The 26,108-nt window shown below is 65.9% G+C and carries 20 protein-coding genes; 14 read left to right on the forward strand and 6 right to left on the reverse strand.

Annotated elements, in window-relative coordinates; genetic code table 11:
• The first annotated feature begins 11 nt into the window (after nt 1-11).
• Nucleotides 12-263 (forward strand): type II toxin-antitoxin system ParD family antitoxin, encoded by a 252-nt coding sequence (locus MF134_RS15055; RefSeq protein ID WP_255340280.1) that lies wholly within the window; start codon nt 12-14, stop codon nt 261-263.
• The gene (locus MF134_RS15060; protein ID WP_255340281.1) at nt 260-544 is read left to right on the forward strand and encodes a type II toxin-antitoxin system RelE/ParE family toxin; all 285 of its coding nucleotides are present in this window, start codon (nt 260-262) and stop codon (nt 542-544) included. The genes MF134_RS15055 and MF134_RS15060 overlap by 4 nt, the downstream gene beginning before the upstream one ends.
• Nucleotides 545-601: 57 nt before the next feature.
• Here MF134_RS15060 and MF134_RS15065 read toward each other — a convergent pair whose 3' ends face one another.
• The gene (locus tag MF134_RS15065; protein WP_255340282.1) at nt 602-1,486 is read right to left on the reverse strand and encodes a DMT family transporter; all 885 of its coding nucleotides are present in this window, start codon (nt 1,484-1,486) and stop codon (nt 602-604) included.
• A gap of 669 nt (nt 1,487-2,155) precedes the next feature.
• Here MF134_RS15065 and rbfA point away from each other — a divergent pair.
• The 4 genes from rbfA to MF134_RS15085 all read left to right on the forward strand — a co-directional run bounded on the left by rbfA (nt 2,156) and on the right by MF134_RS15085 (nt 5,714).
• Nucleotides 2,156-2,614 (forward strand): 30S ribosome-binding factor RbfA, encoded by a 459-nt coding sequence (rbfA, locus tag MF134_RS15070; RefSeq protein ID WP_255340283.1) that lies wholly within the window; start codon nt 2,156-2,158, stop codon nt 2,612-2,614.
• Nucleotides 2,614-3,597, forward strand: coding sequence for a tRNA pseudouridine(55) synthase TruB (truB, locus tag MF134_RS15075; RefSeq protein WP_255340284.1), 984 nt, complete (start codon nt 2,614-2,616; stop codon nt 3,595-3,597). The genes rbfA and truB overlap by 1 nt, the downstream gene beginning before the upstream one ends.
• A 93-nt stretch (nt 3,598-3,690) precedes the next feature.
• Complete coding sequence (corA, locus tag MF134_RS15080) at nt 3,691-4,779, forward strand: magnesium/cobalt transporter CorA (RefSeq protein WP_255340285.1); 1,089 nt, start codon at nt 3,691-3,693, stop codon at nt 4,777-4,779.
• A gap of 2 nt (nt 4,780-4,781) precedes the next feature.
• Nucleotides 4,782-5,714 (forward strand): alpha/beta hydrolase, encoded by a 933-nt coding sequence (locus tag MF134_RS15085; RefSeq protein WP_255340286.1) that lies wholly within the window; start codon nt 4,782-4,784, stop codon nt 5,712-5,714.
• A 42-nt stretch (nt 5,715-5,756) separates the two neighbouring features.
• Here MF134_RS15085 and MF134_RS15090 read toward each other — a convergent pair whose 3' ends face one another.
• The gene (locus MF134_RS15090) at nt 5,757-6,707 is read right to left on the reverse strand and encodes a carbohydrate kinase family protein (protein WP_255340287.1); all 951 of its coding nucleotides are present in this window, start codon (nt 6,705-6,707) and stop codon (nt 5,757-5,759) included.
• A 165-nt stretch (nt 6,708-6,872) separates the two neighbouring features.
• Here MF134_RS15090 and pcaD point away from each other — a divergent pair, with 165 nt between their 5' ends.
• Together pcaD and MF134_RS15100 are read left to right on the forward strand one after the other, a co-directional pair.
• Entirely contained in the window at nt 6,873-7,679 is an 807-nt protein-coding gene (pcaD, locus tag MF134_RS15095; RefSeq protein ID WP_255340288.1) for a 3-oxoadipate enol-lactonase, read from the forward strand.
• Entirely contained in the window at nt 7,676-8,755 is a 1,080-nt protein-coding gene (locus tag MF134_RS15100) for a 3-carboxy-cis,cis-muconate cycloisomerase (RefSeq protein WP_255340289.1), read from the forward strand. Before pcaD ends, MF134_RS15100 begins: the two co-directional genes overlap by 4 nt.
• Here MF134_RS15100 and MF134_RS15105 read toward each other — a convergent pair.
• The 4 genes from MF134_RS15105 to MF134_RS15120 form a co-directional block, all read right to left on the reverse strand.
• Nucleotides 8,745-10,349, reverse strand: coding sequence for an ABC transporter substrate-binding protein (locus tag MF134_RS15105; protein WP_255340290.1), 1,605 nt, complete (start codon nt 10,347-10,349; stop codon nt 8,745-8,747). The two genes, MF134_RS15100 and MF134_RS15105, sit on opposite strands and share 11 nt — an antisense overlap.
• A 45-nt stretch (nt 10,350-10,394) precedes the next feature.
• Nucleotides 10,395-12,761 (reverse strand): sensor histidine kinase, encoded by a 2,367-nt coding sequence (locus MF134_RS24055; protein ID WP_255340291.1) that lies wholly within the window; start codon nt 12,759-12,761, stop codon nt 10,395-10,397.
• Nucleotides 12,762-13,006: 245 nt separating this feature from the next.
• Nucleotides 13,007-15,652, reverse strand: a complete 2,646-nt coding sequence (locus MF134_RS15115; RefSeq protein WP_255340292.1) for an AAA family ATPase — start codon at nt 15,650-15,652, stop codon at nt 13,007-13,009.
• Nucleotides 15,653-15,658: 6 nt separating this feature from the next.
• Complete coding sequence (locus MF134_RS15120; RefSeq protein ID WP_255340293.1) at nt 15,659-16,795, reverse strand: metallophosphoesterase family protein; 1,137 nt, start codon at nt 16,793-16,795, stop codon at nt 15,659-15,661.
• Nucleotides 16,796-17,111: 316 nt separating this feature from the next.
• Here MF134_RS15120 and MF134_RS15125 point away from each other — a divergent pair, with 316 nt between their 5' ends.
• The 6 genes from MF134_RS15125 (at nt 17,112) to cobJ (ending at nt 26,010) form a co-directional block, all read left to right on the forward strand.
• Nucleotides 17,112-19,046 carry a putative bifunctional diguanylate cyclase/phosphodiesterase gene (locus MF134_RS15125; RefSeq protein ID WP_255340294.1) on the forward strand — a complete coding sequence of 645 codons (1,935 nt, stop codon included), beginning with the start codon at nt 17,112-17,114 and terminating at the stop codon, nt 19,044-19,046.
• Between the two features lie 234 nt (nt 19,047-19,280).
• On the forward strand, nt 19,281-20,411 hold the full coding sequence (locus tag MF134_RS15130) for a sirohydrochlorin chelatase (protein ID WP_255340295.1): 1,131 nt from the start codon (nt 19,281-19,283) through the stop codon (nt 20,409-20,411).
• Between the two features lie 1,033 nt (nt 20,412-21,444).
• Complete coding sequence (locus MF134_RS15135) at nt 21,445-22,131, forward strand: precorrin-8X methylmutase (protein ID WP_255340346.1); 687 nt, start codon at nt 21,445-21,447, stop codon at nt 22,129-22,131.
• Nucleotides 22,128-23,429, forward strand: coding sequence for a precorrin-6y C5,15-methyltransferase (decarboxylating) subunit CbiE (cbiE, locus tag MF134_RS15140; RefSeq protein WP_255340296.1), 1,302 nt, complete (start codon nt 22,128-22,130; stop codon nt 23,427-23,429). The genes MF134_RS15135 and cbiE overlap by 4 nt, the downstream gene beginning before the upstream one ends.
• The gene (gene cobI / locus MF134_RS15145) at nt 23,426-24,187 is read left to right on the forward strand and encodes a precorrin-2 C(20)-methyltransferase (protein ID WP_255340297.1); all 762 of its coding nucleotides are present in this window, start codon (nt 23,426-23,428) and stop codon (nt 24,185-24,187) included. The genes cbiE and cobI overlap by 4 nt, the downstream gene beginning before the upstream one ends.
• Complete coding sequence (cobJ, locus tag MF134_RS15150) at nt 24,184-26,010, forward strand: precorrin-3B C(17)-methyltransferase (protein ID WP_255340298.1); 1,827 nt, start codon at nt 24,184-24,186, stop codon at nt 26,008-26,010. Before cobI ends, cobJ begins: the two co-directional genes overlap by 4 nt.
• Nucleotides 26,011-26,108 lie beyond the last annotated feature (98 nt).

The raw sequence follows: 26,108 nt of genomic DNA on the forward strand, positions 1-26,108 counted from the left end.
CGGAGCGAGACATGGCGACGATGAATGTTTCCCTGCCCGACGCAATGAAAGAATGGGTGGAAGCCCAGGCTGGGACCGGACGCTACAGTAACGCCAGCGACTATGTGCGCGACCTCATCCGCCGCGATCAGGACCGCGCCGCAAAAATAGCTCACATGCAAGCCTTGGTGACAGAAGGTCTGGAGAGCGGCGTCAGCCCCCTCTCCATGGACGATATCGAACTCGCAGCCCGCCGAAATGCCGGTCTCGATCCAGCGGAATGATCTACAGGCTGACAGTAAAGGCGGCGGAGGATATTGAGCGCATTTACGTGGACGGGATACGTCTTTTCGGAGCGGAGCAAGCCGTCCGCTATCATGCGCGCATCCGACAAAGCTTCGAAACACTCGCGCGACATCCAGAGCTCGCCCGCGAGCGAATCGAGTTGAGCACTTCGGTTCGCATCCATCCCTGCGGTACACACATCATCATCTACAAGATCGACAAGGAAGGCGTTCTGATCGTTCGCGTTCGCCATGGCCACGAAGATTGGCTCGATAGCTGATCTCTGATTTCGTGTGAACTAATCACCGGGGACGCCGGTAACTCTGCTGTCTCCGCCTCACCGATTGCGCAACAGCGGCGTCTTTTGCGGCCAGACGGTCTTTTCCTTCTCGCGCACGAAGGTGAAGAGACCGGAGATGCCGACCAGCGCCATCCCGACCATCGCGAGGACGTCGGGATATTCTCCGAAGAACGCCGCGCCGAGGACCGCCGCCCAGATGATCTGGCTGTACTGGGTGGGCGCGACGCTGGAGGCCGGGGCGAGGCGGGTGGCGAAGACGAGGAGGAGATGCGCCAGGCCGACGACGAGGCCGCCGAAAAGCAGCAGCGGCCAGAGATCGAGGCTCGGCGTGGCGAAACTCGGAATCATGAGGAGGCCGTTGACGACGATGGCGGCGACGAGCACCGCGCCGATCAGCGTCACGCGTCTTTCGCTTGGCCCCAGCACGCGCAGGACCAGCACGGTGGCAGCCCCGCAGATCGCGACGCCGATGGCGGCGAAATGGCCGGGCAGGATCTCGCGAAAGCCCGGCCGCACGACGAGAAGCACGCCCGCCAGGCCCCCGAACACCGCGAGCCAGCGGCGCCAGCCGATCTCTTCCTTCAACACCACGAAAGAAAACACCGTGACGAAGATCGGCAGGAGGAAGATCAGGGCGTAGGCTTCGGCGAGCGGGAGCGTCGTGAAGGCGACGACGCCGAGTATTCCGCCCATCGTGCCGCTCGCCATGCGGAGCACCAGAAGCCCCGGTCGTTTCGGCACGAAGACGTTCGACCAATTGTCCTCGGGGCGCTTGGTGAAGAGCGCCGGGATCAGCGCGAAGAGCGAGATGAAGAATCCGATCTCGAAGACCGGCAGCCGATCACCGATCGCTTTCAGCGTGGCATCACCGCATGCAAACGAGAAATACGCCGCGAAGGCGAGGAGAATGCCGATTTGCATGGAGAGGCTCGATCGGAAGGAGGTTCCATCCCGATACTGCCGATGATCCGCCCCAGGCAAGCGCACGTTTCGCGACGTCACGATATAATGCGGGACCGTTCTTCGCGGGCAACAGAATGGGCGCGCTCAACAGAATGGGAATGAAAGATTGCAAACACGAAAAAGGGCAGCGAGGGGGGAGCTGCCCTTTTTCGTTTGCATTGTGCGATCGAGGGGGATGATCGCTTGGGGGTGCCTGAATAATGCGCCAACCGAATAGGGGTTCCCGCGAAGACGAATTTTTTTCAGATTTTTTCGAGCCTCTTTCGAAACTCCGCTCTCCCGGCGTTTGAACGTCCTTGCGGGATGCATTTCGTGGCCTGACGATCGGCTCCGACCGCGGTCTCCTCTGGTTCGTTCCACCCGATCCTATTGTTCGCCCAGAATGGCCGTGGTGCGGTTCCGATCCGGGATTTCGCGCCCGCCTTGCCTCGGCCCGTGATTTTGCGTATCAGGGCGCCCGTTCTTCGACAGTTTCGTGCGGCGTTCCGGCCGGGTCGAAACGGCGTAGCCTTACCGGCCCGCCGCATCATGTCGAAGCCAATCATTCGAATGAACGAAACGGTCATTCCGTCCAACCGCACGGGTTCGAGCCCCGTCTTTCGTCCGCACTTATTCGACAGGTAGAATTTGGCCCGGAAATCCACCACCCGGAAATCGTCCTCGGCTCCGTCGCAGCGCATGCTGTCCGTGGGCGAGAAGGTGCGCCACGCGCTGACCGAGATCTTCCAGCGCGGCGAGATCCGCGATCCGCTTCTCGAGAAGGCCGTCGTTTCGGTCTCGGAAGTGCGGATGTCGCCCGACCTGAAGCTCGCGACCGCCTACGTGACCGTGCTCGGCCAGGACGAGACCAAGCCCTTCGTCGACGCCTTGAACAAGAACGCGCGGTTCATTCGCGGACGTCTGACGCCGGCGTTGAAGGAAATGAAATACATGCCGGAGGTGCGGTTCCGCACCGACACCTCCTTCGACAATTTTGCCAGGATCGACGCGCTCCTGAAGTCGCCCGAGGTCCAACGCGACCTCGACCATGGCGACGATGAGGACGGCGCGGCGCCGGCGGATCACGAACACGGAGAGAAGAACTGATGGCACGGCGCGGCAAGAAGCCCAAGGGGCGGCCGATCAATGGCTGGATCATCCTCGACAAGCCGAAGGGCATGGGTTCGACGGATGCGGTGGCCAAGCTGAAATGGCTCTATTTCGCCCAGAAGGCGGGCCATGCCGGCACGCTCGATCCGCTTGCCTCCGGCATGCTGCCGATCGCGCTGGGTGACGCGACCAAGACCGTTCCCTTCGTCATGGACGGGCGCAAGGTCTATCGCTTCACCGTGCGCTGGGGCGCGGAGACGACGACCGACGACACCGAAGGCCCGGTGACAAAGACCGCCGACGAACGCCCCGCGCGCGCTGAGATCGAAGCGGCCATGTCCCACTATATCGGGGAAATCACCCAGGTTCCGCCAACCTTTTCGGCGGTGAAGATCGCCGGCGAGCGCGCCTATGATCTCGCCCGCGAGGGCGAGACCGTGGAGATCCAGCCCCGCACCGTCGTCGTCCACCGGCTCGAGATCGTCGACATGCCCGACGCCGAAACGACGGTGTTCGAGGCCGAATGCGGCAAGGGCACCTATGTGCGCGCAATCGCCCGCGACATGGGCCGCGAACTCGGCTGCTACGGCCATGTCACGGATCTGCGCCGCGTCGCCGTCGGTGCGTTTTCCGAAGACGACCTGGTGCCGCTGGACGAGCTGGAGGCCGCCGCCGAAGAGGGCCGCGAGGAACTCGATGCCGAAGCCATCGAGTCCGGCGCCAAGGCGCGGGTCGTCGATTTCGCCCCGCTCGACGAATACCTGGTCGAGCCGGCGGCGGCGCTCGCCGATCTTTACGAGGTGATGCTCTCGGACGATCAGGCAAGTCGCGTCCTGTCCGGCAATCCGGTGATCCTGAGAGGCCGCGACGCTCCGGTCTTCTGCGAGGAGGCCTTCGCCACGGGCCACGGCCGACTGATCGCGTTGGGAGCCATCGAACAGGGCTCCTTCAAGCCGAAACGGGTCTTTGCCGGGCGCTGATCGCCACCGACGGCGAGGGGCCGTCGGAACCTCATGGCCGACTTCCCGCTTGTTCCCGCTCGTGAAGACCGGAAACGGCGGAGACGCGGCCATATGATCAAGGTGCCGGGGCACAAGAGGCGAAAGAAGAAGCGCGAGGCGGCCAAGCGCTCGGCCGTGGGGGCGCCTCCGGGCGAACTCGTCGCCGATCCGCACGCCTCCCAATCCCGGCTCACTGCAATCGGGCTCGGCAATGGCCGCAATCTGAAGCGCGAGGCGGTCAGCCTGGAGGAAGCTCTCGCGCTTCGGAGCGAATGGCCGCTCCTCTGGCTCGACTGCGCCGGGCTCGCCGACATCGATCTGATCGAGCGGATCGGCGCAGCCTTCGGCCTTCATCCCCTATCCCTCGAAGACGTGGTCAACACCGACCAGCGGCCGAAATGCGAGGCCTATGAGGCGCATGCCTTCGTGGTCATGCGGATGCTGTCGGGCGAGGAGAGCGAACAGCTTTCCGTGTTCTTCGGCGAGGGCTTCGTCCTGACTTTTCAGGAGCGGCCAGCGGATGTCTTCGATCCCGTGCGCGCACGTATCGCCAAGGGCGCGCCGCGGCTTCACAATGGCGGCGCGGACTATCTCGCCTATGCGCTGATCGACGCCGTTGTCGACGCCTATTTCCCGCTGGTCGATACCCAGGCCGACCGGATCGACGGGCTCGAGGATGCGATCTTCGAGGATGTCGACGCGGTGCAGGTGCCCGAACTCCACCATATGCGCCGCGAGATGCTGACCATGCGTCGCTACCTTCGCCCCACGCGGGACGCTCTGGGCGTCATCCTGCGCCTGGATCGCCCTTGGCTGAACGACGAGACCAAGGTCTATTTCGGCGACGTCCAGGATCACTGCGACCAGCTGATCGATCTGAACGACACCTATCGCGATACGGCGGCCGGGCTCATCGACCTGCACATGACGCTTTCGGCCGCCCAGACCAACGAGGTGATCAATCTGCTCACCATCGTCTCGACGATCTTCATCCCCTTGAGCTTTCTCGCCGGCCTTTGGGGCATGAACTTCAATCCCGAGCTTTCCGACTGGAACATGCCGCTGACCCAGTCGCCGATCGGCTATCCGCTCGCGCTTGGCCTGATGCTCGTTCTGGCGGTCGGCTTGCTGGTCTATTTCAAGAAAAGGCGCTGGATCTGATCATGCTGACAACCCAAGCCAAAGCCGTGCTGGCCGATCTCGCCCGCAAGAGTAGCGCCCAGATCGACCCCGCCGACGATGCGCAGAAGCTGGCGCAAGCGCGGGCTCTGACCGGGTCGCTGGCTGATTATTCCGGGACGGCGCCGGCGGAGGTGACCGCGGAGGAAGTCGAGCTGGACGATCTGGCCGGCCCGATCCGCGTCCGGCTCTATCGACCGGGGGAGGGCGGCGAGTGTCTTCTCATCTGGTATCATGGTGGCGGCGCCATGGCCGGCTCCCTCGACAGCCACGACACGGCGCTTCGGCAGCTCTCTGCCGCCACGGGGCGCGTGATCGCGTCGGTGGATTATCGTCTCGCCCCTGAGCATGTTTCTCCGGCTCCGCAGCAGGACTGCATTGCCGCGACGCGGGCGCTACTCGCCCGTGCCAGGGAATTCGGCTGCGATCCGGATCGGGTCGCGATCGGCGGCGATTCCATCGGCGGGCTGTTCGCGGCCGTGGTGGCGATCGCGCTCCGCGACGCCGGCGAAGCGATGCCCTCGGCCATGATCATGCTCTATCCGAACACCGATCTGAGGCCCGATCGCCCTTTCGCCTCGCTCGACAGCGAGGCCGGAAACGTGATGACACGCGAATCCCTCGCCTATGAGAACACGCTCTTCGTCCCGCGCGTCGAGGACCGCACCGATCCGTCCGTCTCGCCGCTGCTGGCGCCCGATCTGTCGCGGCTGCCGTCGACGCTGCTCGTTCTCTGCGAGCACGACCCGCTGCGCGACGAGGGCGAGGCCTTCGGCCGTCGGCTGGCCGAGGCCGGGGTCCGGCTGGAACAGCGCCTCTACCCGGGCATGATCCACGGCTTCCTGCAGATGGACGGTTGGATCGAGACTGCAGCGGATTTGCGGACCGACATTGCCCACTTCCTGTCCTCGCATTGAGGGAAGCGTCGCCGAACGAGCGATGAGGGCCAGGAGACCGCCTCAGCCGAGCGCGGGCAGGCCGAGATCCGATCTGCGGGGAAGGTCGGCCCCCTTGCGCGAGCAGGTGACGGCGGCGGCGCTGATGGCGAATTTCAGCAGTTCCTCGACATCCTCGGTGGAAAAACCCGCGATCGCCTCGCGGCGCAACGCGTTGCGTTCCTTGAGGCCCGCGAGCAGTGCGGCCTGGAACGTGTCGCCCGCCCCGACCGTATCGACGACATTCACCTGCTGTCCCGGCGCCATGGCGGAGACGCCGTTCGCCGTGCCCGCGACGGCGCCCTGTTCGCCGAGCGTGACGACGGCCATCTGGGCGCCCGCGGCGATCCAGTCGGCAATCACGCTTTCGGCTGCCCGGCCGGGATAGAGCTGCGCCAAATCCTCCTCGCTCGCCTTCACGAGGCTGGCGAGCGGCACGATCTCGTCGACCTTGGCCCGCCAGACGTCGAGGTCCGGCTCGATCGAGGCACGGACATTCGGGTCGTAGGAGATGAAGCGGCGCGGGGCCTCCTGCTTGACCAGCCGCACCAGCGCCGAGGCCGTCGGCTCGGTCACCGTGGAATAGGAGGCGAGGTGGACCGCCTCCAGTTCCTCGGGAAAACTGTTGGGCACTTCGTCGGGCTCGATCGAGCGATCGGCGGTTCCTTCGATATAGAAGGCGTAAGCCGCCGAGCCGTCCGGACCCAGCGAGACCATGGCGAGCGTCGTCTGCCGATCCGTCGGGATCAGGAAGCGCTGGTCGATCCTTTCGCGCTCCATGAAGCCGCGCACCTTCTCGCCGAACAGGTCGCACGACATCTTGGTGAAGAAGGCGGAGTGATGCCCGAGCCGGGCAAGCCCCAGCGCGACGTTGAGCGGCGAGCCGCCGACCCGGCCAGACAGGGAAGCGGCCGCGACGTCGTCGGTGGGCTGGGCGAAGAGATCGAACAGGCAATCTCCGCAACTGAGAAACATGGACGACCCTTTCGGATGGCTTTTGGCGCTTAGCCCCAGCCGCTAGCAGGAATGCCGCGTCCAGAAAAGAGAACGCACCCTTCCTTCGTCTGTCCCGCCCCCTATGATCCGCCCGACCGGGTGTCCGAGATCCCGGTTGTTCTCGAAGACGATGCGGAGGCCTTCATGCCATTCGATCGGATCAATGGAATCGTGCTCCACCATCGTGCCGACGGGCCTGCGGATGCGCCGGTGATCGTACTCGTCAATTCGCTCGGGTCGGATTTTCGGATCTGGGAAGCGGTGAGCGTTCGATTGGCCGAACGCTACCGCGTCATCCGCTACGACAAGCGCGGTCATGGCCTGTCCGAGGTGCCGCCGGCCCCCTACGGCATGGAGGATCATTCGGCCGATCTCGCCGGAGTTCTGGATCACTACGGCGTGTCGAAGGCGCTGCTGGTGGGATTGTCGATCGGCGGGCCGATCGCGCTCGGCGTGGTCGCCGAGGCCCCCGATCGGGTGGCTGGTCTGGTGATGATGGACACGGCCCCGAAGATCGGCACCAGCGAGGCCTGGAACGAAAGGATCGCCGCGATCGAGGAGGACGGGATCGCCGCCATCGCCGACGGCATCCTCGCCCGCTGGTTCACCCCGGCCTATCGCAACGCCGGCAATCCGGCCTTCATCGGCTATTCCAACATGCTCCTGAACTCGCCGGTGGCCGGTTATCTCGGCAGTTGCGCAGCGCTGCGCGATTCCGATCTGACGGAGGCCGCGCGGGCAGTCACGGTGCCGACCCTCTGCCTCGTTGGCGATCAGGACGGTTCCACCCCACCGGATCTCGTCCGCCAGACCGCCGAGACGATCCCCGGTGCGCGTTTCGAAATCATCGAAGGTGCGGGGCATCTGCCCTGCATCGAGCAGGCCGAGGTGACCGCCGGGCATATCGCGCGTTTCGCCGAGGGCATCTTCGGCAAGGCGAGCCCCGCGTGAGCGCTTCGCCCTTCGATCATCCCTTTCTGGGCTCGCTCCTCGGGGACGAGGAGCTTCAGAGCTATTTCACCGCCGCCTCCGACATCGAGGCCATGCTGGTCTTCGAGGCGGCGCTGGCCGAGGTCGAAGCGCGCTTCGGGCTGATCACTTCGGCCGCAGCCGAGGAAATCCGCTCCCGTCTCGGCGATTTCGCGCCGGACCTTGCCGATCTCGCCGCCGGCACCGGCCGCGACGGCGTCGTCGTGCCGAGCCTCCTCAGGCAGATCCGTTCCGGCCTGTCCGCAGAGGCTGCGGCGGCGCTGCACAGGGGCGCGACCAGCCAGGACGTCATCGACGCCTCGCTCGCCATGCGCATGCAGGGCGTGTCGCTCGTCCTCGACCAGCGGCTGGCCGCGCTCGGCAACGCCTTTGCCGAGTGGGGGCTGGAAGCCGGCGATCGCGAAGTGATGGCCCACACGCGCATGCAGGCGGCAAAGCCGGTCCGCTTTTCCTGCAAGATCGCCGCCTGGTCCGACCCGCTGACGCGCTGCCGGTTGCGGCGCGAGGAGATCGCGCCCCGCGCCTTCGCACTGCGGCTCGGCGGACCGGTGGGCGATCGGCGCGGTTTCGGCGATGAGGCGGAGCGATTTGCATCGGAGGTCGCGGCCCGTCTCGGCCTTTATCCGGCTCCTGGCTCGCTCCATTCCGAGCGCGACGGGATCGCCGAACTCGGCGGCTGGTTCTCGATGATCACCGGAGCCCTCGGCAAGTTCGGCCAGGATGCCGCGCTGTCGCTGCAGAACGAAGTGGGCGAGCTGGTGCTTGAAGGAGGCGGCGGCTCGTCGGCCATGCCGCACAAGAACAACCCCGTGGGCGCCGAGACCCTGGTCACGCTCGCCCGCTTCAACGCCACGCTGGTTTCGGGCCTCCATCATGCGCTCGTCCACGAGAACGAGCGATCCGGCGCTGCCTGGTCGCTCGAATGGATGATCCTGCCGCAAATGGCGATCGCGGCCGGCGCCGCGACGCGCACTGCACAAGACCTTGTCGCGCACTTGTCGCTCGCCGAGGAACCGGCCGTGCCGCCTACTCCTTGAGGTCGACACGCTCGAAGACGTGATAGCCGAGCGGGTCCATGGTGAAGTTGACGACATTGGCCCGCGTCGCCACCAGGAAAACGGAATGGGCGATGGGCACCCAGGGCGCGTCCTCGTGGAAGACTTCCTGGGCAGCGTCATAGAGCGTCTTGCGCACGTCGCGATCGGCGTTTTCCTTGGCCCTGACGACGAGATCGTCGAAGCGCGGGTTGCACCAGCGGGCGATGTTGTTGCCGCCCGGCCGGGCGGCCGTGCAGCTCAAGAGCGTGTGCATGAAATTGTCCGGATCGCCATTGTCTCCGGTCCAGCCGTAGAGCGCCAGAGTCGTCTCGCCCGCCTGCAGCTTGTTGCGGTATTCCTCCCAGGGCGCTGTCACGATGTTGACGCGGATGCCGAGGGGTTCGAGATCGGCGGCGATCATCTGGGCCATGCGCTTGGCGTCCGGATTGTAGGGGCGGCTGACCGGCATGTACCAGAGATCGATGGTCATCCCGTCGGTGACGCCGGCCTCCACGAGCAGTTCGCGGGCCGCATCGGGATCGTAGGGGTAGGGGGTTATGGCGTCGTTATAGGCCCAGAGCGTCGGCGGCAGCGGGTTTTTGGCCTCCGCCCCGGTGCCTGGATAAATTGCCGAGAGGATCGCCTTCTTGTCGATCGCCAGATTGAGCGCCCGGCGCACGCGCACGTCGTCGAAGGGCGGCCGTGAGGTGTTGATCGCCAGATAACCGACATTGAACCCGCGCAACTCCAGAAGTTCCAGCCGCGGGTCGTTGGCGATCGACGCGAGATCGTTGGGGCTTGGAAACGCCATGACGTGACATTCGCCGGCCTTGAGCTTGGTCAGGCGCGCCGCCGGGGTGGGGGTGATCGAGAACACCAGCGTGTCGATCTTCGGTCGGCCGCGCCAGTACCGATCGAAGGCCTCGTAGCGGATGGCGACATCCTTGCGAAAATCGACGAACTGGTAGGGGCCCGTGCCGATCGGAGCCGTATCGAGCTTTTCCGGCGTGCCCGCCTCCATCATGCGGTCGGCATATTCGGCCGAGAGGATGGCATTGAACGGCAAGGCGAGGTCAGCGAGGAAGGGTGCTTCCGGGCGCGTCAGGCGGATCCGCACGGTCATCGGATCGACCGCTTCGATCTCTTCGAGAAGCGTCGGCATGCCCATGTCGAGGAAGTAGTCGAAACGGCCGCCGCCGACCTCGTGATAGGGATGATCCTCCTTCCACTGGCGCATGAGGGTGAAGAGCACGTCCTCGGCGTTCAGCGTCCGGCTTGGCGTAAACTCGTCATTGGCGTGGAAGGGCACGTTCGGGCGGAGCTTGAAGACATACTCGCGGCCGTCCGGCGAGATGGTCCAGCTTTCCGCGAGAGCGGGAACGAGATCCGTGGTGCCGGGCGCGAAGGCCACCAGGGTGTTGAACATCGGCCGGGCGGCGTCCATCGCCGTTCCGGTGATGGCCAGCGGTGGCGAGATCGTTTCGGGGCTGCCTTCCGAGCAGAAGACAAGGGTCTTGGCCGAGGCCGGCGAGGGCGCCGCGGAAACCGTACAGGTGAGGAGAATGGCGAGGCAGAGAAAACGCGACAGGAGCATGACGCGATAAGACTCCCTGGTGGCTGAGGCCGAGGCACGCATCCTTCAGGAGGCCTCGGCGGGCGCCCCCGCGCTGGCAGGTGGCGCTTCCTGTCGTTCGCGGGGAATGTCGATGACGAATGTCGTTCCGTTTCCGATTTCGCTTTCGGCGGTGATCGTGCCGCCCAGGGTCGCGGTGACGAGATTGTAGACGATATGCAGCCCGAGCCCGGTCGACCCGCTCGAGCGGCCGGTGGTGAAAAAGGGGTCGAAGATCCGGCCGCGATTTTCCGGCGAAATGCCGCGGCCGTCATCGGCGAATTCGATCCGAACACTGTTCGCGTCGCGCTTGCGGATCGTCACGGTCACGGTGCCGGTCTTCCCGGGCTCGAAGGCATGGATGTAGGCGTTGGTCAGAAGATTGGTGAGAACCTGCGACAGGGCGCCGGGATAGGAGAGCATCTCGATGTCGTCTTCGCAGTCGATCTTCACCGGATGTCCGGCCCGGCGCTGCATCGGGCCGAGGCTGGTGAAGAGATCGGCGACGAAACTGTCCATCTGGAAGGCGCGGCGTTCGCCGCTCGCCTGATCGGCGGCCACCTGCTTGAAACTGGCGACCAGTTCGGCGGCGCGATCGAGATTGGTTGTCAGGAGCCGTGCGCCTTCGCCGGTGCGCCCGATGAAATCGTCGAAGGCCTGGCGTGTCACCTTGCCTTCGGTGGTGGCGGTCTTGAACCGTGCGGTCTCGTCGCGCATGACCGTCGCGGTGGTCAGGGCGACGCCGAGCGGCGTGTTGATCTCATGGGCGACGCCGGCGACGAGCTGGCCGAGAGAGGCGAGCTTCTCGCTCTGGATCAGTTCCCGCTGCGTCCGTTTGAGCTGATCCAGCGCCTTTTCCGTATCGTCCTTGGCGAGCCGCAAGGCGGTCTCGCGCTTGCCCAGTTCGGCTAGGAAATGGTTCGTGGCCCGGGTCATGTGGCCGATTTCGTCGTGCCGCCTGGATTCCGCGAGGGGGCCGAGCGTCGGGTTCGCCGCCCGTTGCAGCATGCCCTGCTCCAACCCCTTGATCGGGCGGGTGATCGATCGCGCGACGCTGAGACCGAAGAAGACGGCGACGAAAAGTCCGAAACCGGCGCTAAACAAAAGAATGCGCCGTGCCGCCGTGCCTGTGGCATCGGCGTTGCTCGACAGCGCCGCATTGAGATTGGAAACCTCGAACACCATGCCGGAGGACGCCACCGCCATGCGCCGTAAAATGGCGTTCTGGGTTGCCAGCCCGCTGCGGGCTTCGGCCAGACCGTTGCGCCACAGGTCGAGGGCGTTCAGCATCTCGGTCTGGATGAGCGGTGAGATCGGCAGCGAGGCGATGGTTTCGCCGAGCATGCGGCTTTCGCCGATGATGGACGAGATTGCGACGATGTCGCGGCGACGGACCGCGTCACGGGTGCGTTCGCCGAGCTTGAGCGTTTCGACCGCGATGTTCTGGGTCGCCTGCTCGGTCTCCTGGGCGTTGACCGTGTAGGTGAGGAGTTCCGAGACCTCTTCGTGCGAGGCTCTCGCCGCCGTGCCGTCGATCTTCAGTCGCCGGTCGAGAAAACGCAGCAATGCTTCCGGCGAGCCGCCCCGGGTAAACGTTCGAAGAGCCGCGTCGAATTCGTCGATGGCGGCGGAGTCGCCGGCAGCGTCGAACGCCGCACGGAAGGAATCGGCAGCATTGGCCACTCTCGCGTCGGAGAAGGGATCGTCGGTCTGTGACGAGCGGTCTGCAAGACGGTCAGTCCAGGCCTCGACGACGGCCCTTCGCATGCCGGTGGTCGCTGATGTCAGATCCAGGGCGCTGCGAAGTGTGGCGTCGCGATCGCGCAGTGTGGAAACGACGTCGGCATTGGATTCGTGCTGGCGTCCCCGGGCCTCGTCGGTGAGCGAGATCAACCGGCCCAACCGGGTATCCATCGAGGCCAGCAACTCGTCATTCTTGTCGATAGCCAGCTCGAGTTCGCCCATCGCGCCCTTGAAGCGCTCGAGCGACCCGATCGTGGCGAGAATCGCGTCGGCGTTGTCGGGGTCGGTGACCTCTTCGGCGATTTCGCTGAGGCCGGCCGTTGCCGCGCCGATGCTCGCCATGAAGGCGCCGAGATGGGTCGCGCGGTCGCTCGGCACGGCGTCGACGAAATCGTCCCGGGCGCTGATCGCGGAGACCACGTTGCGAAACACGGAGGCCACGGTGAGCGCTCCGCGCCGGGCGTCGTCAGCACGGTCGAGCAGGATGATCGAGGCGATTCCGAGCAGAACCGCGAGCACGATGGGAATCGCGCCGACAAGAAACACCCTGCGCGCGATCGACAGCCGGAAGATGCTCCCATCCTCATCAGACGTCGCAATCACCGGCGATGCAGGTGGCAATTGGCGCATGAGCGTCAGGTCGTGCTTCACGACCGTCGCTGCCTGGCGAGCGCCATCACCACACGCGCCGCATCCGACCGTGCCGCGAGAACCAAAATCTCCGTCATCTTAGCGAATATGCCGTAACCGTAAACCCGAGGGCATGGCGCCTGCACGACGCCCGGTGCCTAGCAGCTACATATTTCCACGATGTTTCACGAACATTTCGTGCCAAGCGAAAGACGTCCCGCGTCGGCTGCGTCACAGTCGGGGAGGCCGCTTCATCCCTTCCGGTCTCAAAGCCGGAACATCGGCGCGCCGAGATCGCGGAAATCCCGCTCCCGGCAGGTCAGCACGATCACCTGGAGCTCACGCGCGGCCTCGCGCAGCACCCGGTGCATGCGCTCCAGCCGCATCTCGTCGGTATTGACCAGCGCATCGTCGAGGATCACCGCGGCGGGGTGGCCGCCTTCCTTCAGAACATGGGCGAGCGACAGCCGCGCCACGACGGCGACCTGTTCACGGGCCCCGGCGGAAAGCCGCTCGAAGCGCTCCTCCACCCCGCGTCGCCGCAGCGCCCTGATCTCCAGCGTCTCTTCGTCGAGATCGATCTCGCTTTCGGGATGCAGCAGCCGCAGATACGGCGCGACGCGCGCCTTGATAGGCCCCAGCCAGAGTTCGCGGGCCTCGCGCTGGGCTGTGGCGAGGGTCGCGCTCAGGAGTTTCGATGCCTCGGCTTCGAGCGTGAGCCGCTCGATTTTCTTGGAGAGCGGGACGAGTTCCTCCTCCATGCGCGCGATGTCCTCGCCGATCGCATTGCCACCCTCGGCGCGCAATTCGCCTTCGAGCGAGAGGGTTTCGTCGCGCAGCGCCTGAAGATTCTGGGTGATCCGGCGCAAGGCTTCGCGGCGATCCTCCACCTCGCGTCGGGCCGCCTCGACATTGCTTTCGGCGCGTTCGCGATCGCGCAGGTCAACCTGCGCCTGTTTGGCTTCACGATCGGCCTCGGCCCGTCCGAGCGCCGCACTCAGGCCGGCTCGCGGCGTTTCGGCTTCCGCAGCAGAGAGCTCGGCGCCGAGCCGATCCCGCTCGGCAGTCAGTCTGGCGACTTCGCTCTCGGCGGTGCCGCGCCGGATCGCCAAGCCTTCGATGAGCCGCCGCGCCGCATGTTCCCTGCTCTCGGCTTCGACCCGATTCCTGCGGGCGGTTTCGAGCGTCGCGCGAAGCTCGGCCTCGCCCGGCATCGACTGATCCGATGATATCGCAAGCTCCGCCTTCTGCGCCTTCAGGCGCGTCAGCCCGGCCTCCACCGCCTCGCGCCTGGCCCGCGCCTCGTCGAGTCCGTCGGGAAGCAGCGCGCGGATCTGCGCCTTTGCCGCGGCGAGTTCGCCATTCAGCGTCTTTGCCTCGGCGAGCTTCGCCCGTGCCTCTTCGGGGGAGGCGGCGCCATGGCGCGCCAGCAATCGCGTCAGGGCGTCCTTCGCCGCGCGTTCCTCCTCGGCAAGGCTCGCAGCGTTGCCGCCCGGCGCGACGGTGACGCAACCGAAGCCTTCCAGCTTGAACGAAGTCGGCTCGGTGACCGCGATTGCGGTTTCCGCCGCCAATCTCTCCCCGGACGGCGCGACGACCTTGCCGTCGCCGCTTGGCGCGAAGCTGATCGTCGGGGCCGCGACAGTGAGTTTCACCTCACAGTCGCGCCGTCGCTGCTCGGCCTTGTCGATCGCCGCGACAGCGGCCTCGTCGAGGCCGATCGCGCTGACCGCCCGGCGCTTTTCGACCATCTCCTGGCCAAGGGCTTCGGCGACGGCGATGGCGCGAGTCAGCTCGGCCAATCGATCGGTCTCCCGCTCGATCTCTCCTGCGAGGCGGAACGCTTCGTGGCGCTGAGCGGCCTGGCGTTCGGCCTCCGTGAGGGCCTGACGCTCTTTCGTCCTTTCGGTGAGCTCGGCGTTTGCCTCGCGCAGCTGGCCGTCCGCTTCGGCGAACAGGCGGAGGGCGTCGTCGAGAGAGTGTTGCGTCGTATCGACATTCCTGGCGAGCGCGTCACGCTGCCTGAGTCTCGCCTCTGCCGCCTGGCGGATCGCCTCGGCGTGCTTCAGCGCGGAGGCCGCCGTCTGCCATTCCCGGTCGCGCTCGCCCGCTTTGTGCGCCGCCGCTTCGGCTTCGGCGAGCGCGCTCTCTGCCTTGGAGAGAGTGCCTGCGTCTTCGTAATCCTTCAGCCGCTTGCGGCGATCTGCGAGGCGGTCGATCTTCTGGGCGAGCTCCCGATAGGCTTCGCGCTTGAGGGTGAGACTTTCCTCGATCCGGCGATATTCCTCGCGGGCGACCTTCAGGGGCGAGTCGATCTTGTCCTTGCCCGTCGCCGTGAAGAAGCGTCCTTCCAGCTCCTTGGCGGCGGCGATCAGGCCGCGGCCGCGCTCGCCGCCCAGCATCTGCCCGACCTCGCCCTCCAGCGAGGCGGTGAGGGCGTCCCTGCCGGCGCCGATGTCGAGACCCCGCACCGAGCGGCCCTGGTCAACCCACAGAAGACCGAAGGCGCCACGAAAGTCGTCCTCGCGTTGTTTGCGAGCCGTCGTGTGCTGGAAGCGCAGGAGTTCGGCCAGACGATCTTCCACCGCATCGCCGGACAGCGCGCCGCCCGGCCAGGACAAGGCGGCCGACTGGCGTTGCAGGAAGGCTTTTTCCAGATGATAGTCGACACCGTCCAGCGTGAATTCGACGGCGACCAGCGGGCGGTTGCCGCCCTGATAGGGCTGAAACTCCTTTACCGCCTCGCCGCCGGCGCGGTGCTTCTGAAAAAAGGCCGCGCGCAATGCCTTCAGAAGCGTCGACTTGCCGGCTTCATTGTCGCCGACGACGATGTTGAGCCCGGCCGAGAACTGGCTGAGTTCGGCATGGGCGATGGAGGCGAAGTCCTCGACCTTGAGTGATTTCAGATACATGGCGGCTCAGCGCTCCGCCGCGCCGGCAAGGCGCCGGTGCTCGACATAGATCATGCGCAGCGCTCGCGCGGCAGCGGCGCGCTCCGGATCGGCCGCATCCTGCGCCTTGGCGCGCAACCGCTCCACGGCGGTGCGCACGAAGCCGCTGAGGTCGATCGCGTCGAGATCGTCCTCGTCCGGCTCGTCGAAGAGGTCCGCATCCTCGATTTCGAGATGGAAGAGCCGATCGCGCCATGCCGACAGGGAGGCTTCCAGCGCGACGCGGTCGCGCAGTGGCAGACTTCCCGAAAGGGTCAAATGGATCAGCGTATCGCCCGGCGCCGGGAGAACACTCAGGGCCTCTTCGAGGGCCGTGATGTCGCCGTCGAGACGCAGGGACAGGCGGCGCCAGTCGAAGCGGGCCACCCGCACCTTCTCGATACGCGGCGCAGCGCCCGGCGCATCGATCTCGACGATCGCGACGTGACCCGGTGCGTTGGCCGGATAGCGGTCGGGTTCCGGCGTGCCAGCATATACGGTTTTCGGCGCGATTTCGACGAAGCCGTGCCAGTCTCCGAGTGCCAGATAGTCGAGCCGGGCCAGCAAGGCCCGGTCCTCGGCGATCACATTATGCGCCTCGGCCGCTTCCGGCAGGCGGTTGGCGAGAGAGCCGTGGGCAAGGCCGACCCGGATGGCCTTGGGCGGAGTTCGTGCATCGTCAAACCATTCGGTGACGTCGGCTGCCTCGTGGCGGCGGGTGAGGGGGGCGGGAAGCATGGCGAGCCGACCGTCGCAAAGTGTCAGAATCTCTGGTTTGTCCGCAATGACTGCCGTGCGAAGTCCCACCTGATCCGCCAGCCGGCGAAACTGCGTCCAGACGCTGACTGAAAGAGCGGCGTCGTGATTGCCGGGCAGAAGAACCCACGGGCCGGAAAAGCCGCGCATGGCGTCGATCGTTCTGTTGACGTCCCGGTTGGGCACGAAATTGTCGTCGAAGACGTCGCCGGCCACGAGCACGGCATCGCAGCGCCGTTCTTCGGCAAGGAGGGCGATCCGGCCCACCGCGGCAACGCGTTCGGCTCGCAATACGCCGCTGAGTTCCGGCTCGAACCCGCCGAAGGGTTTGCCGATCTGCCAGTCCGCCGTGTGAAGTAACCGGATCATCGCGCCGTTTGCCTCGGGGCCGCTGAGAGGAAGGAACGGGCGGACCCTGCCTCGCGCACGATCTGCAGACAAGCACCGTGGCGCTTGGTCTTTAACCTTTTCAACGACTTTTCGACAGGAACCCGCCACTGCCGCAGCGGCGTCCAAGACCTGTCGCAATCTGCTGAATGGACCGTGGCCGAGATGCGACACCACCCGGCATGACGCAACGCCCCATGTCGGAAACACAACGATCGAAGTCAGGGGACCTCACTCGTCTACACGAATTTAAGGCCTTTCCCCGAGGATAGTCCCCAGATCACTTGGGGACGTCGTCATGAGACTCACCGAGCTTGTTGCCTGGTTCGGGTTGCGCAACGTATCGCGCGGCCTGGTCCTGGCTCAGTTCGCCGAATTGCAGCGGCAGGTTCCGCTGCTTTACGCGCTTCTGGCGGTCAATGCCGTTGCGGTCGCCTATACCCATCACGGTCTTGCACCATTCTGGTCGACGGTGTTGGTGCCGGGCGCCCTGGTGCTGGCCTCGGTGATCCGGCTGTTCGTCTGGGTCGCCCGCCGCGGCAGGACCATCGAAGCAAAGGATGCCCGCAAGCAGCTTGGCATGACGGTCACGCTAGCCGCCGTCCTCGCGGCAGGATACGTCGCCTGGGCGCTGAACCTCAATCAGTTCGGTGGCCCCTATGAACACGCCCATGTGGCGATCTTCATCGCCATCACGGTCATCGGCTGCATTCTGTGCCTTGCCAATCTGCCGCAGGCGGCCGTCATCGTGACGGTCATCGTCACCGTCCCCTATCTCGCGGTCTATCTGAGCATGGGCGAGACCGTCTTCGTCGCGGTCGGGCTGAACATTCTGCTGGTGACCGGCGTGATGCTTCAGGTCGTGTTCAACAATTTCGCCGGCTTCAAGCAACTCATCCTCTCGAAGGGCGAGACAGAGCGGCTCAGCCGGGAAAATCTGCGCATGGCGCATACCGACCCGCTCACCAACCTTCCCAATCGACGCCAGTTCTTCAACGAACTCGAACGCCGCATCGAACAAGCTGCGGACGCCGGCGCGGTACTGTCGGTGGGCCTGATCGATCTCGATCGCTTCAAGCCGATCAACGACACCTACGGCCATGTGGTGGGCGACCGGTTGCTCGAGGCGATCGGCGAGCGCCTTTCCAGTGCCGCCGGTGCCGACATGACGGTCGCTCGGCTCGGCGGCGACGAGTTCGCCTTTCTCGCCGGTGTGGATGCGCTTGAAGCGAAAGCAATCGCGATGCGGATCTGTGCCATGATCGAAGAGCCGTTCGAGATGGGCAGCCTGTCCGTGACCATCGGGGCGTCGTGCGGTATCGCCGCCTATCCGGATGCGGGGCAGGGCGCTCACGAACTCTACGACCGCGCCGACTATGTGCTCTATACCTCCAAGGCGAGCAATCGCGGCGGGGTGACGATCTATTCCGCCGACCACGAAACCCGGATCCAGTCGGACCGCGCGGTCGAAGCGACGATGCGCACGATCGATCTGGACGCGGAGATGTCTGTCGTCTTTCAGCCGATACTGGATGGTGCGAGCGATCGCATTGTGTCGGTCGAGGCGCTCGGTCGGTGGGCCAGCCCAGTTCTCGGAGACGTTCGGCCGGACGTCTTCGTCACGGTGGCCGAGCGTGCCGGGCTGATCCACGACCTGACCCTCGTCCTGTTCCGCAAGGCTCTCAGCGTCGCGACGACCCTGCCACAGGACATCAAGCTCTCGTTCAATCTCTCGGCCCATGACGTGACGAATTCGGGCACGATCCTCGCCCTCGTCACCCTCGTGCGAAAGGCCGACATCGACCCGTCCCGGCTGATCTTCGAACTGACGGAGACCGCGGTGATCCGGGACTTCAAGGCGGCGGAAGCCGCGATTCAGCTTCTGCGCTCGCTCGGTGCCGAAGTCGCTCTCGACGATTTCGGCACGGGCTATTCCAGCCTCAGCCATCTCCACCGTCTGCCGATCGATCGCGTCAAGATCGATCGCAGTTTCATGAGCGACTACGCTTCGCCTTCAGGCCGCAACCTCCTGCAGTCGATCCGTGTGCTTTGCAGTGCCATGGAACTCAAATGTACCGCCGAAGGCGTCGAGTGCGCCGAACAGGTCGCCGTCCTCAAGGAACTCGGCTACCGCTATTTCCAGGGCTATTACTTCGCCCGGCCGATGCCGGCCGACGCGCTCAAGGCGCTGGTGGCCGGCGAAGGCTCGGTCGCGGCGGGAAGCGCCGCCTAGCGCTTCGGCTCGTCGCCGACCGCCGACCGCCGGCAGCAATTCGGCGTTTGACCGCGCCGCAAAAGCCATCTACCCCCAACACGACATGACGACAGGCCCTCCACGGGCTGAAAGCGATTCCGGGGCGGTCGACCCAAACAGGGGACCAGGCCGGAGCTGTCGGAACGATCTGCTTCGGCCATGGTGGCTGAACGGACCTCCGGCGTCATCGACGAACAAGGAGGATCATCGACGATGAAGGCATTGATGCTTTGCGGCCATGGCAGCCGCGACGCGGGCGCGGTCCGGGAATTTGCCGGGCTTGCCGAGAAGCTGAAGCACCGGCTGCCGGACTGGAACACCGATTACGGCTATCTAGAGTTCGCCCGTCCGGTCATCCGCGACGGCCTCGACCGGCTGCGCGAGAGCGGCGCTTCCGAGATCATGGCGCTGCCCGGCATGTTGTTCGCCGCCGGCCACGCCAAGAACGACATTCCCTCGGTTCTCAATACCTACGCCGCCGAGACCGGTGCGAAGATCACCTATGGCCGCGAACTCGGCATCGACCCGAAGATGCTGCGCGCCGCAGGGGCCCGCATCAAGGAATGTCTGGTGGCCGACGGCTGGCAGGAGGGCGAGCCGCTGCACGACACGATGCTGGTCGTCGTCGGGCGCGGTGCCTCGGACCCGGACGCCAATTCCAACGTGTCCAAGGTCATGCGCATGTTGTGGGAGGGCTTCGGCTTCGGCTGGGGCGAGACCGCCTATTCGGGCGTGACCTTCCCGCTGGTCGAGCCCGGCCTCGAACATGCCGCACGCCTCGGCTACAAGCGGATCGTGGTGTTTCCCTATTTCCTGTTCACCGGCGTTCTGGTGCGCCGCATCTACGACCAGACCGACAATGTCGCCGCCCGCCACCCCGACATCCGCTTCCTCAAGGCCTCCTATCTCGGCGCCCACGATCTCGTGGTCGAGACCTTCGTCGATCGTCTCAACGAGATCCTCGAAGGCACCAACACCATGAACTGCCAGATGTGCAAATATCGCGAGCAGGTTCTGGGCTTCGAGACGGAGGTAGGCCTCGCCCAGGAGAGCCACCACCACCATGTGGAGGGCATCGGCTCGTCGGAAGACTGCGACCTCTGCGACCAGAGCTGCACCGGCGCCTGCCGCACGGCGCCTGCCAAGCACACGCATGATCACGGCCACGACCATGGTCATGATCACGTCCATGGCGGCGACGACCATCACCACGCCCACGACGGCAACGGCCATCATCATGCCCATCATCACGGGCATGGACAGGGTCACGGGCACGACCATGGGCATCACCACCATCCCTATCCCCATGCCGACCACCCGCTGGGCCCGCAATCGATGCGGTAAGACAAGCCGCACCGGCAGGGCTGGAGCCCACAGGGAAAACGGTGCATGACTTGATGAAAGTCGTGCAAACAACCAGAACTTCGAAGCGACGGGGCGATCCCGGCGCTTCCTGGTTTCGAAAGGCGAGACGACCGACGCGATGGCTCTCTTCGACCGCTATGCGATCATCGACTGGTCGGCTGCGAACACGCCGACCACCGGCAAGGATTCCATCTGGATCGCCTTCGCTACCCGGTCCGGCAGCGATGTCGAACTGGTCGAGACCGTCAATCCGCCGACCCGCTCGGCAGCCATGGCGCGGCTCCGGCAGTTCTTCCGCGACGCGCTCGCCGAGGATGCGAGGGTCTTTGCCGGCTTCGACTTTCCCTTCGGCTATCCGGCCGGGGCCGCGGCGGCCATCGCCCGCGAGGCGGACTGGCGCGCGCTCTGGGCCTATTTCGCCGAGACGCTGACCGACCGCGACGACAATTTCTCCAATCGTTTCGAGGTGACGGGCCGGCTCAACCGCGAGCGGCTCGCCTTCGCGCCGATGTATTGGGGCCGCCCGATGCATCAGGTGATCCCCGACCTGTCGGTGACGAAGCCCGATCCCTATCCGACCGAGTTGCCCGAAAAGCGGATGGCGGAAGCCCGCACCGCCAAGGCGCAGCCGGTCTGGAAGCTGAACTTCACCGGCTCGGTCGGCAGCCAGGCGATCACCGGCATGGCCCGGCTCGAACATCTGCGCCGCGATCCCGAATTCGCCGGCAAGATCGCCGTCTGGCCCTTCGAGACGAGGTTTGCGCAGGATCTGTCCGCGCCGATCGTTCTCGGCGAAGTCTATCCGGGTCTTCTCGACATCGATCGCGGCGAAAAGTCCTGTCTCGACGAGGCGCAGGTCGAGACGATGGTCGAGCTCTTCGCGCGCCTCGACGTCGCCGGCCGCTTCGAGCATCTCCTGGCGACACCGCCGAACCTTTCGGAGGCCGAGCAGGCGTCAGCTTTGGCGGAGGAGGGCTGGATCGTCGGGCTCGACCAGCTCAAGGAAGCCAATATGGCCGCCGCCACGGGCGGCGAGCCGAATTTCGACGCCATCGGCGGATCCGGCGCGAGCTATCTTCGCGATCCGGCGGCGATTTACGAGGAGAGCTTCCGCATCATCCGCGAAGAGGCTGACCTGACCGCGCTTCCGGCCGAGGCCGAGTCCCTGGTCATCCGCATGATCCACGCCTGCGGCATGCCGGATATTACCGCTGATCTTCAAATCTCGGACAGTGCCGTCGCGGCCGGCCATGCAGCGCTGACTGCTGGCGCCCCGATCCTCTGCGACACCGAAATGGTGGCCCATGGCATCATCTCCGCCAATCTGAAGCAGCAGAACAAGATCGTCTGCCGGCTCACCGATCCGCGAACCAAGCGCATCGCCGAGCGCGAGGGCACGACCCGCTCGGCCGCCCAGGTCGATCTGTGGACAGACGATCTCCTGGAGGGAGCGATCGTCGCGATCGGCAATGCACCCACGGCGCTCTTCCGTCTTCTGGAGCGGCTGGAGGCCGGCGCGGCCAAGCCGGCGCTGATCATCGGCGTGCCGGTCGGCTTCGTCGGTGCGGTGGAATCCAAGGCGGCACTGGCGGAAGATTCCCATGGCGTGCCCTTCGTCACAATCACCGGCCGGCGCGGCGGCAGCGCCTTGGCCGCGGCCGCCGTGAACGCGCTTGCCATCGGGGCGGACAAGACATGAGCGACCCCGTTCGCCCCTGGCTCGCCGGCCGCTCTCCATCGGCCGATGAGCCTGCGCCGGAGGCCCGCACGGCGCCCTGGCTGACGATCGTCGGCATGGGCGATGACGGGCTTGCCTCTCTCTCGCAGGAGGCCCTGACCGCGCTTGATCGCGCAAGCGTCATCTTCGGCGGTGAACGGCACCTGAGGCTTCTCGGCGAGACGCGCGCCGAGACCATCGTCTGGTCGACGCCCTTCGCCGACGCCCTTCGAAGGCTGATGGGCTATGCAGGACAGCCGACCGTCGTGCTGGCGACGGGCGATCCCATGTGGTTCGGCGTTGGCGCGACGCTGGCGCGGCATCTCGAGCCGCAGGACATGCGGATTCTGCCAGCGCAATCGGCCTTCTCCCTGGCTGCGGCGAAGCTGCGCTGGCCCCTTCAGTCGACAGGATGCCTGACCGTCCATGGACGCCCCGTCGACCAGCTCGCGCGCCATCTGGCGCCGGGCGAGCGGCTGCTTGTGCTGTCCGCCGACAAGGATTCGCCTCGTTCGATCGCCCGGCTCCTCACCAGCCGCGGCTTCGGTCAAAGCCGCCTGACCGTGATGGAGCATCTCGGGGGAGCCGACGAGCGCATTCGTGAAACGGTCGCCGCCGGCTACGACCTTGCCGACGAAGCCGACCTCAACCTCGTCGGCATCGAATGCGTCGCGGGGCGTGCGGCGACGCCGCGCCCGACGACTGCGGGCCTTCCGGACGACGCTTTCGTCCACGATGGCAAGATGACCAAGCGCGTGCTCCGGGCCCTCGCCGTCGCGACGCTGTGCCCGCTTCCCGGGGCGAGGCTCTGGGACATTGGCGCCGGCGCCGGTTCCATCGCCATCGAATGGCTGCGCGCCGCGCCCCGCACTCAGGCCGTGGCCATCGAGCCGAAGCCCGAGCGCTGCCGGATGATTGCCGAGAATGCCGCCACGCTCGGCGTGCCGGAATTGCAGATCATCGAGGGAGAGGCGCCGCAGGCCCTTGCGGGGCTCACCGCGCCGGATGCGATCTTCATCGGCGGCGGGCTGTCCGACGGCGTCTTTGACGCGGCCTTTGAGGCTTTGCGTCCCGGCGGGCGGCTGGTCGCCCATGCGGTGACGCTCGAATCCGAGGCGGTGCTGATCGATCTCCACGCCCGCTTTGGCGGCGAACTGATGCGGGTCGCCGTCGACCGTGCCGAACCGGTCGGGCCCTATCGCGGCTTCAAGCCGTCCATGCCGGTGGTTCACTGGCATGTCGAGAAGCCTTTTGCGGCCCCAGCGGAGCGGCCTGCATGAACCAGACCGGCCGGCTTTACGGCCTCGGCGTCGGACCGGGCGATCCCGAGCTCCTGACGCTGAAGGCCCTGCGTCTCCTGAAGGCTGCCCCGGTTGTGGCCTATCCCGCGCCCGACCACGGCACGAGCTTCGCCCGCTCGATCGTGGCGGACTTCCTGCGGCCCGAACAGGTGGAAATCCCGATCGTGGTTCCGATGCAGGTCGCGCGCTTTCCCGCTGCCGAGGTCTATGACGAGGCCGCGCGGGCGATTGCCGGTCATCTCGATGCCGGGCGCGACGTCGCGGTGCTCTGCGAGGGCGACCCGTTCTTCTACGGCTCCTTCATGTATCTCTTCGAGCGGCTGTCCGGCGGCTACCCCGGCGAGATCGTGCCGGGCGTTGCCTCGCCCATGGCAGCCGCGGCCCGGGCCTTTGCGCCGCTCGCCGCGCGCAACGATGCCCTGACGGTGCTGCCGGGGCCGCTTGACGACACCGCGCTCGCCGCCCGCATCGAAGCGGCGGAAGCCTTCGTCATCATGAAGCTCGGCCGGCATTTCGACCGCGTGCGGGCCCTGCTCGAAGATCTCGGCCTCACCGATTGCTGCCTCTACTGCGAGCGGGTGACGCTCGCCGAGGAGCGGGTCATGCCGCTTCGCGAGGTTTCGGGCGAAGCGCCGTATTTCTCGATGATCCTCGGCTACCGCGGAGCCGAGCGGGTGATCGTCGAGAGCTTTTCCGCCGAAGCGCGGGCGAACCGAAAGCAGGGAATGCGCGCGTGAAGTCTCTTGCCTCGACCAATCCGGCAGTCGTCATTCTCTCGGAGACAGCCCGGCCGCTGGCCGAGACCATCGCCGCGGCCATCGGCGGCACGATCGAAGCCGCCATACGGTCGGAGACCGACGAGACAGCGGCCGACCTCCTGCGCCGGCTGTTCGCCGACGGGCGGCCAATCATCGGGATCATGGCCTCCGGCGCGCTGATCCGCATTCTGGCGCCGGTTCTGGCCGACAAGCGGAGCGAGCCGCCCGTGATTGCCGTCGCCGAGGATGGATCGGCGGTCGTGCCACTGCTCGGCGGGCATCACGGCGCCAACGATCTTGCGCGCAAGATCGCCGAGGCCGTCGACGGCTTTGCCGCGATCACCACCGCCGGCGATCTGAAGCTCGGCGTCGCGCTAGATCAGCCGCCACAGGGCTATGCGCTGGAAAACCCGCAGGATGCCAAGCGTCTCATGGCGGCGCTTCTGGCCGGTGCCGAAGCGCAGCTCACGGGCAGGGCACCCTGGCTGGAGGCCTCTCGCATAGGCTTCTCGGACAGAGGCGAGGTGCGCCTGACCCTATCGAGCGACGCTCGCGCTCCTGAAGCCGAAGAACTACTCTATCGCCCGAAGAGCCTCGTTCTGGGGCTGGGCGCCGAGCGAGGTGCGCCCCCGCAGGAGGCGATCGCGCTCGCCGAAGCGGTTGTGGCCGAAGCCGGCGTCAGCCCGCTTTCGCTCGCCGCCGTGGCAAGCCTCGACGTGAAAGCCGACGAGACGGCGGTTCATGCGGTGGCCGACCATTTCGGCGTGCCCGCCCGATTCTTCTCAGCCGCAACGCTTGAAGCGGAGACGCCGCGGCTCGAAAACCCCTCCGACATCGTCTTTCGCGAGGTCGGGTGTCATGGCGTCGCGGAAGGGTCTGCGCTCGCCGCTGTCGGATCGGACGGTGCCTTGCAGTTACCCAAACGCAAGTCGCAGCGCGTCACGGCTGCCCTCGGACAAGCGCCGAGTCCGATCGACCCGTCAACGGTCGGCCGGGCCCGGGGCACGCTCTTCGTCGTCGGCATCGGGCCTGGAGACGAAGCCTGGCGCTCGCCGGAAGCGAGCCGCATGGTTCAGGCCGCGACCGACCTCGTCGGCTATTCGCTCTATCTCGACTTGCTGGGGCACCTGGCCGAAAAGAAGACCCGTCACGATTTCGATCTCGGCCGGGAAGAGGCGCGGGTCTGCCACGCCATGGAACTGGCGGGCGAGGGCAGGACGGTGGCGCTTATCTGTTCCGGGGATGCCGGCATTTACGCCATGGCGACGCTCGTCTTCGAGCTCTTGGAACGCGGCGATCTCTCCGACGCGGCGCGGCGCATCGCCGTCCAGTGCGCCCCCGGCATCTCCGCGCTTCAGGCTGCGGCGGCACGGGTCGGCGCGCCACTGGGGCACGACTTCTGTACGATTTCGCTTTCGGACCTGCTCACGCCTTGGGAGGATATCGAACGGCGCGTGAAGGTGGCGGCGGAAGGCGACTTCGTCATCGCCTTCTACAATCCAGTCTCGAAGAAGCGCCGCACCCAGCTTGCCTTCGCCCGGGATGCGCTCCTGAAGGTCCGGCCGGCAGACACGCCCGTCGTGCTCGCGACCAATCTCGGCCGTCCCGGCGAGACCATCCGCATCGTTCCCCTGTCGGGACTCGATGTGGACGATGTCGACATGCTGACCGTCGTCATCGTCGGCTCGACCAACACTCGGGTGGTTGCCACGGGGGACGGAAAGCGCTGGGCCTACACGCCGCGCGGCTATGCGAGGAAGGCGGGGACGGGAATTATGGGCGGGAGCGAGGCGGCGGAGTAGCCTGGTCTTTGATGGCAGGAGGCTCTCGGCGCTGTTTCCACGGGCCGTATGCCTTTGTCTTTGCGACATGGGAACCGCGTCATCCCGGCCTTGAGCCG

Origin of the sequence: Jiella marina (genome assembly GCF_024359545.1) — a bacterium.
GTDB lineage: Bacteria > Pseudomonadota > Alphaproteobacteria > Rhizobiales > Rhizobiaceae > Jiella.

Coding starts and splice junctions, on each gene's coding strand:
- MF134_RS15060 (WP_255340281.1), top strand. CDS start 260: ATGATCTACAGGCTGACAGTAAAGGCGGCGGAGGATATTGAGCGCATT.
- cbiE (WP_255340296.1), top strand. CDS start 22,128: ATGAGCGACCCCGTTCGCCCCTGGCTCGCCGGCCGCTCTCCATCGGCC.
- MF134_RS15085 (WP_255340286.1), top strand. CDS start 4,782: ATGCTGACAACCCAAGCCAAAGCCGTGCTGGCCGATCTCGCCCGCAAG.
- pcaD (WP_255340288.1), top strand. CDS start 6,873: ATGCCATTCGATCGGATCAATGGAATCGTGCTCCACCATCGTGCCGAC.
- MF134_RS15105 (WP_255340290.1), bottom strand. CDS start 10,349: ATGCTCCTGTCGCGTTTTCTCTGCCTCGCCATTCTCCTCACCTGTACG.
- MF134_RS15055 (WP_255340280.1), top strand. CDS start 12: ATGGCGACGATGAATGTTTCCCTGCCCGACGCAATGAAAGAATGGGTG.
- MF134_RS15125 (WP_255340294.1), top strand. CDS start 17,112: ATGAGACTCACCGAGCTTGTTGCCTGGTTCGGGTTGCGCAACGTATCG.
- corA (WP_255340285.1), top strand. CDS start 3,691: ATGATCAAGGTGCCGGGGCACAAGAGGCGAAAGAAGAAGCGCGAGGCG.
- cobI (WP_255340297.1), top strand. CDS start 23,426: ATGAACCAGACCGGCCGGCTTTACGGCCTCGGCGTCGGACCGGGCGAT.
- MF134_RS15120 (WP_255340293.1), bottom strand. CDS start 16,795: ATGATCCGGTTACTTCACACGGCGGACTGGCAGATCGGCAAACCCTTC.
- MF134_RS15130 (WP_255340295.1), top strand. CDS start 19,281: ATGAAGGCATTGATGCTTTGCGGCCATGGCAGCCGCGACGCGGGCGCG.
- MF134_RS15115 (WP_255340292.1), bottom strand. CDS start 15,652: ATGTATCTGAAATCACTCAAGGTCGAGGACTTCGCCTCCATCGCCCAT.
- MF134_RS15135 (WP_255340346.1), top strand. CDS start 21,445: ATGGCCGCCGCCACGGGCGGCGAGCCGAATTTCGACGCCATCGGCGGA.
- truB (WP_255340284.1), top strand. CDS start 2,614: ATGGCACGGCGCGGCAAGAAGCCCAAGGGGCGGCCGATCAATGGCTGG.
- MF134_RS15065 (WP_255340282.1), bottom strand. CDS start 1,486: ATGCAAATCGGCATTCTCCTCGCCTTCGCGGCGTATTTCTCGTTTGCA.
- MF134_RS15090 (WP_255340287.1), bottom strand. CDS start 6,707: ATGTTTCTCAGTTGCGGAGATTGCCTGTTCGATCTCTTCGCCCAGCCC.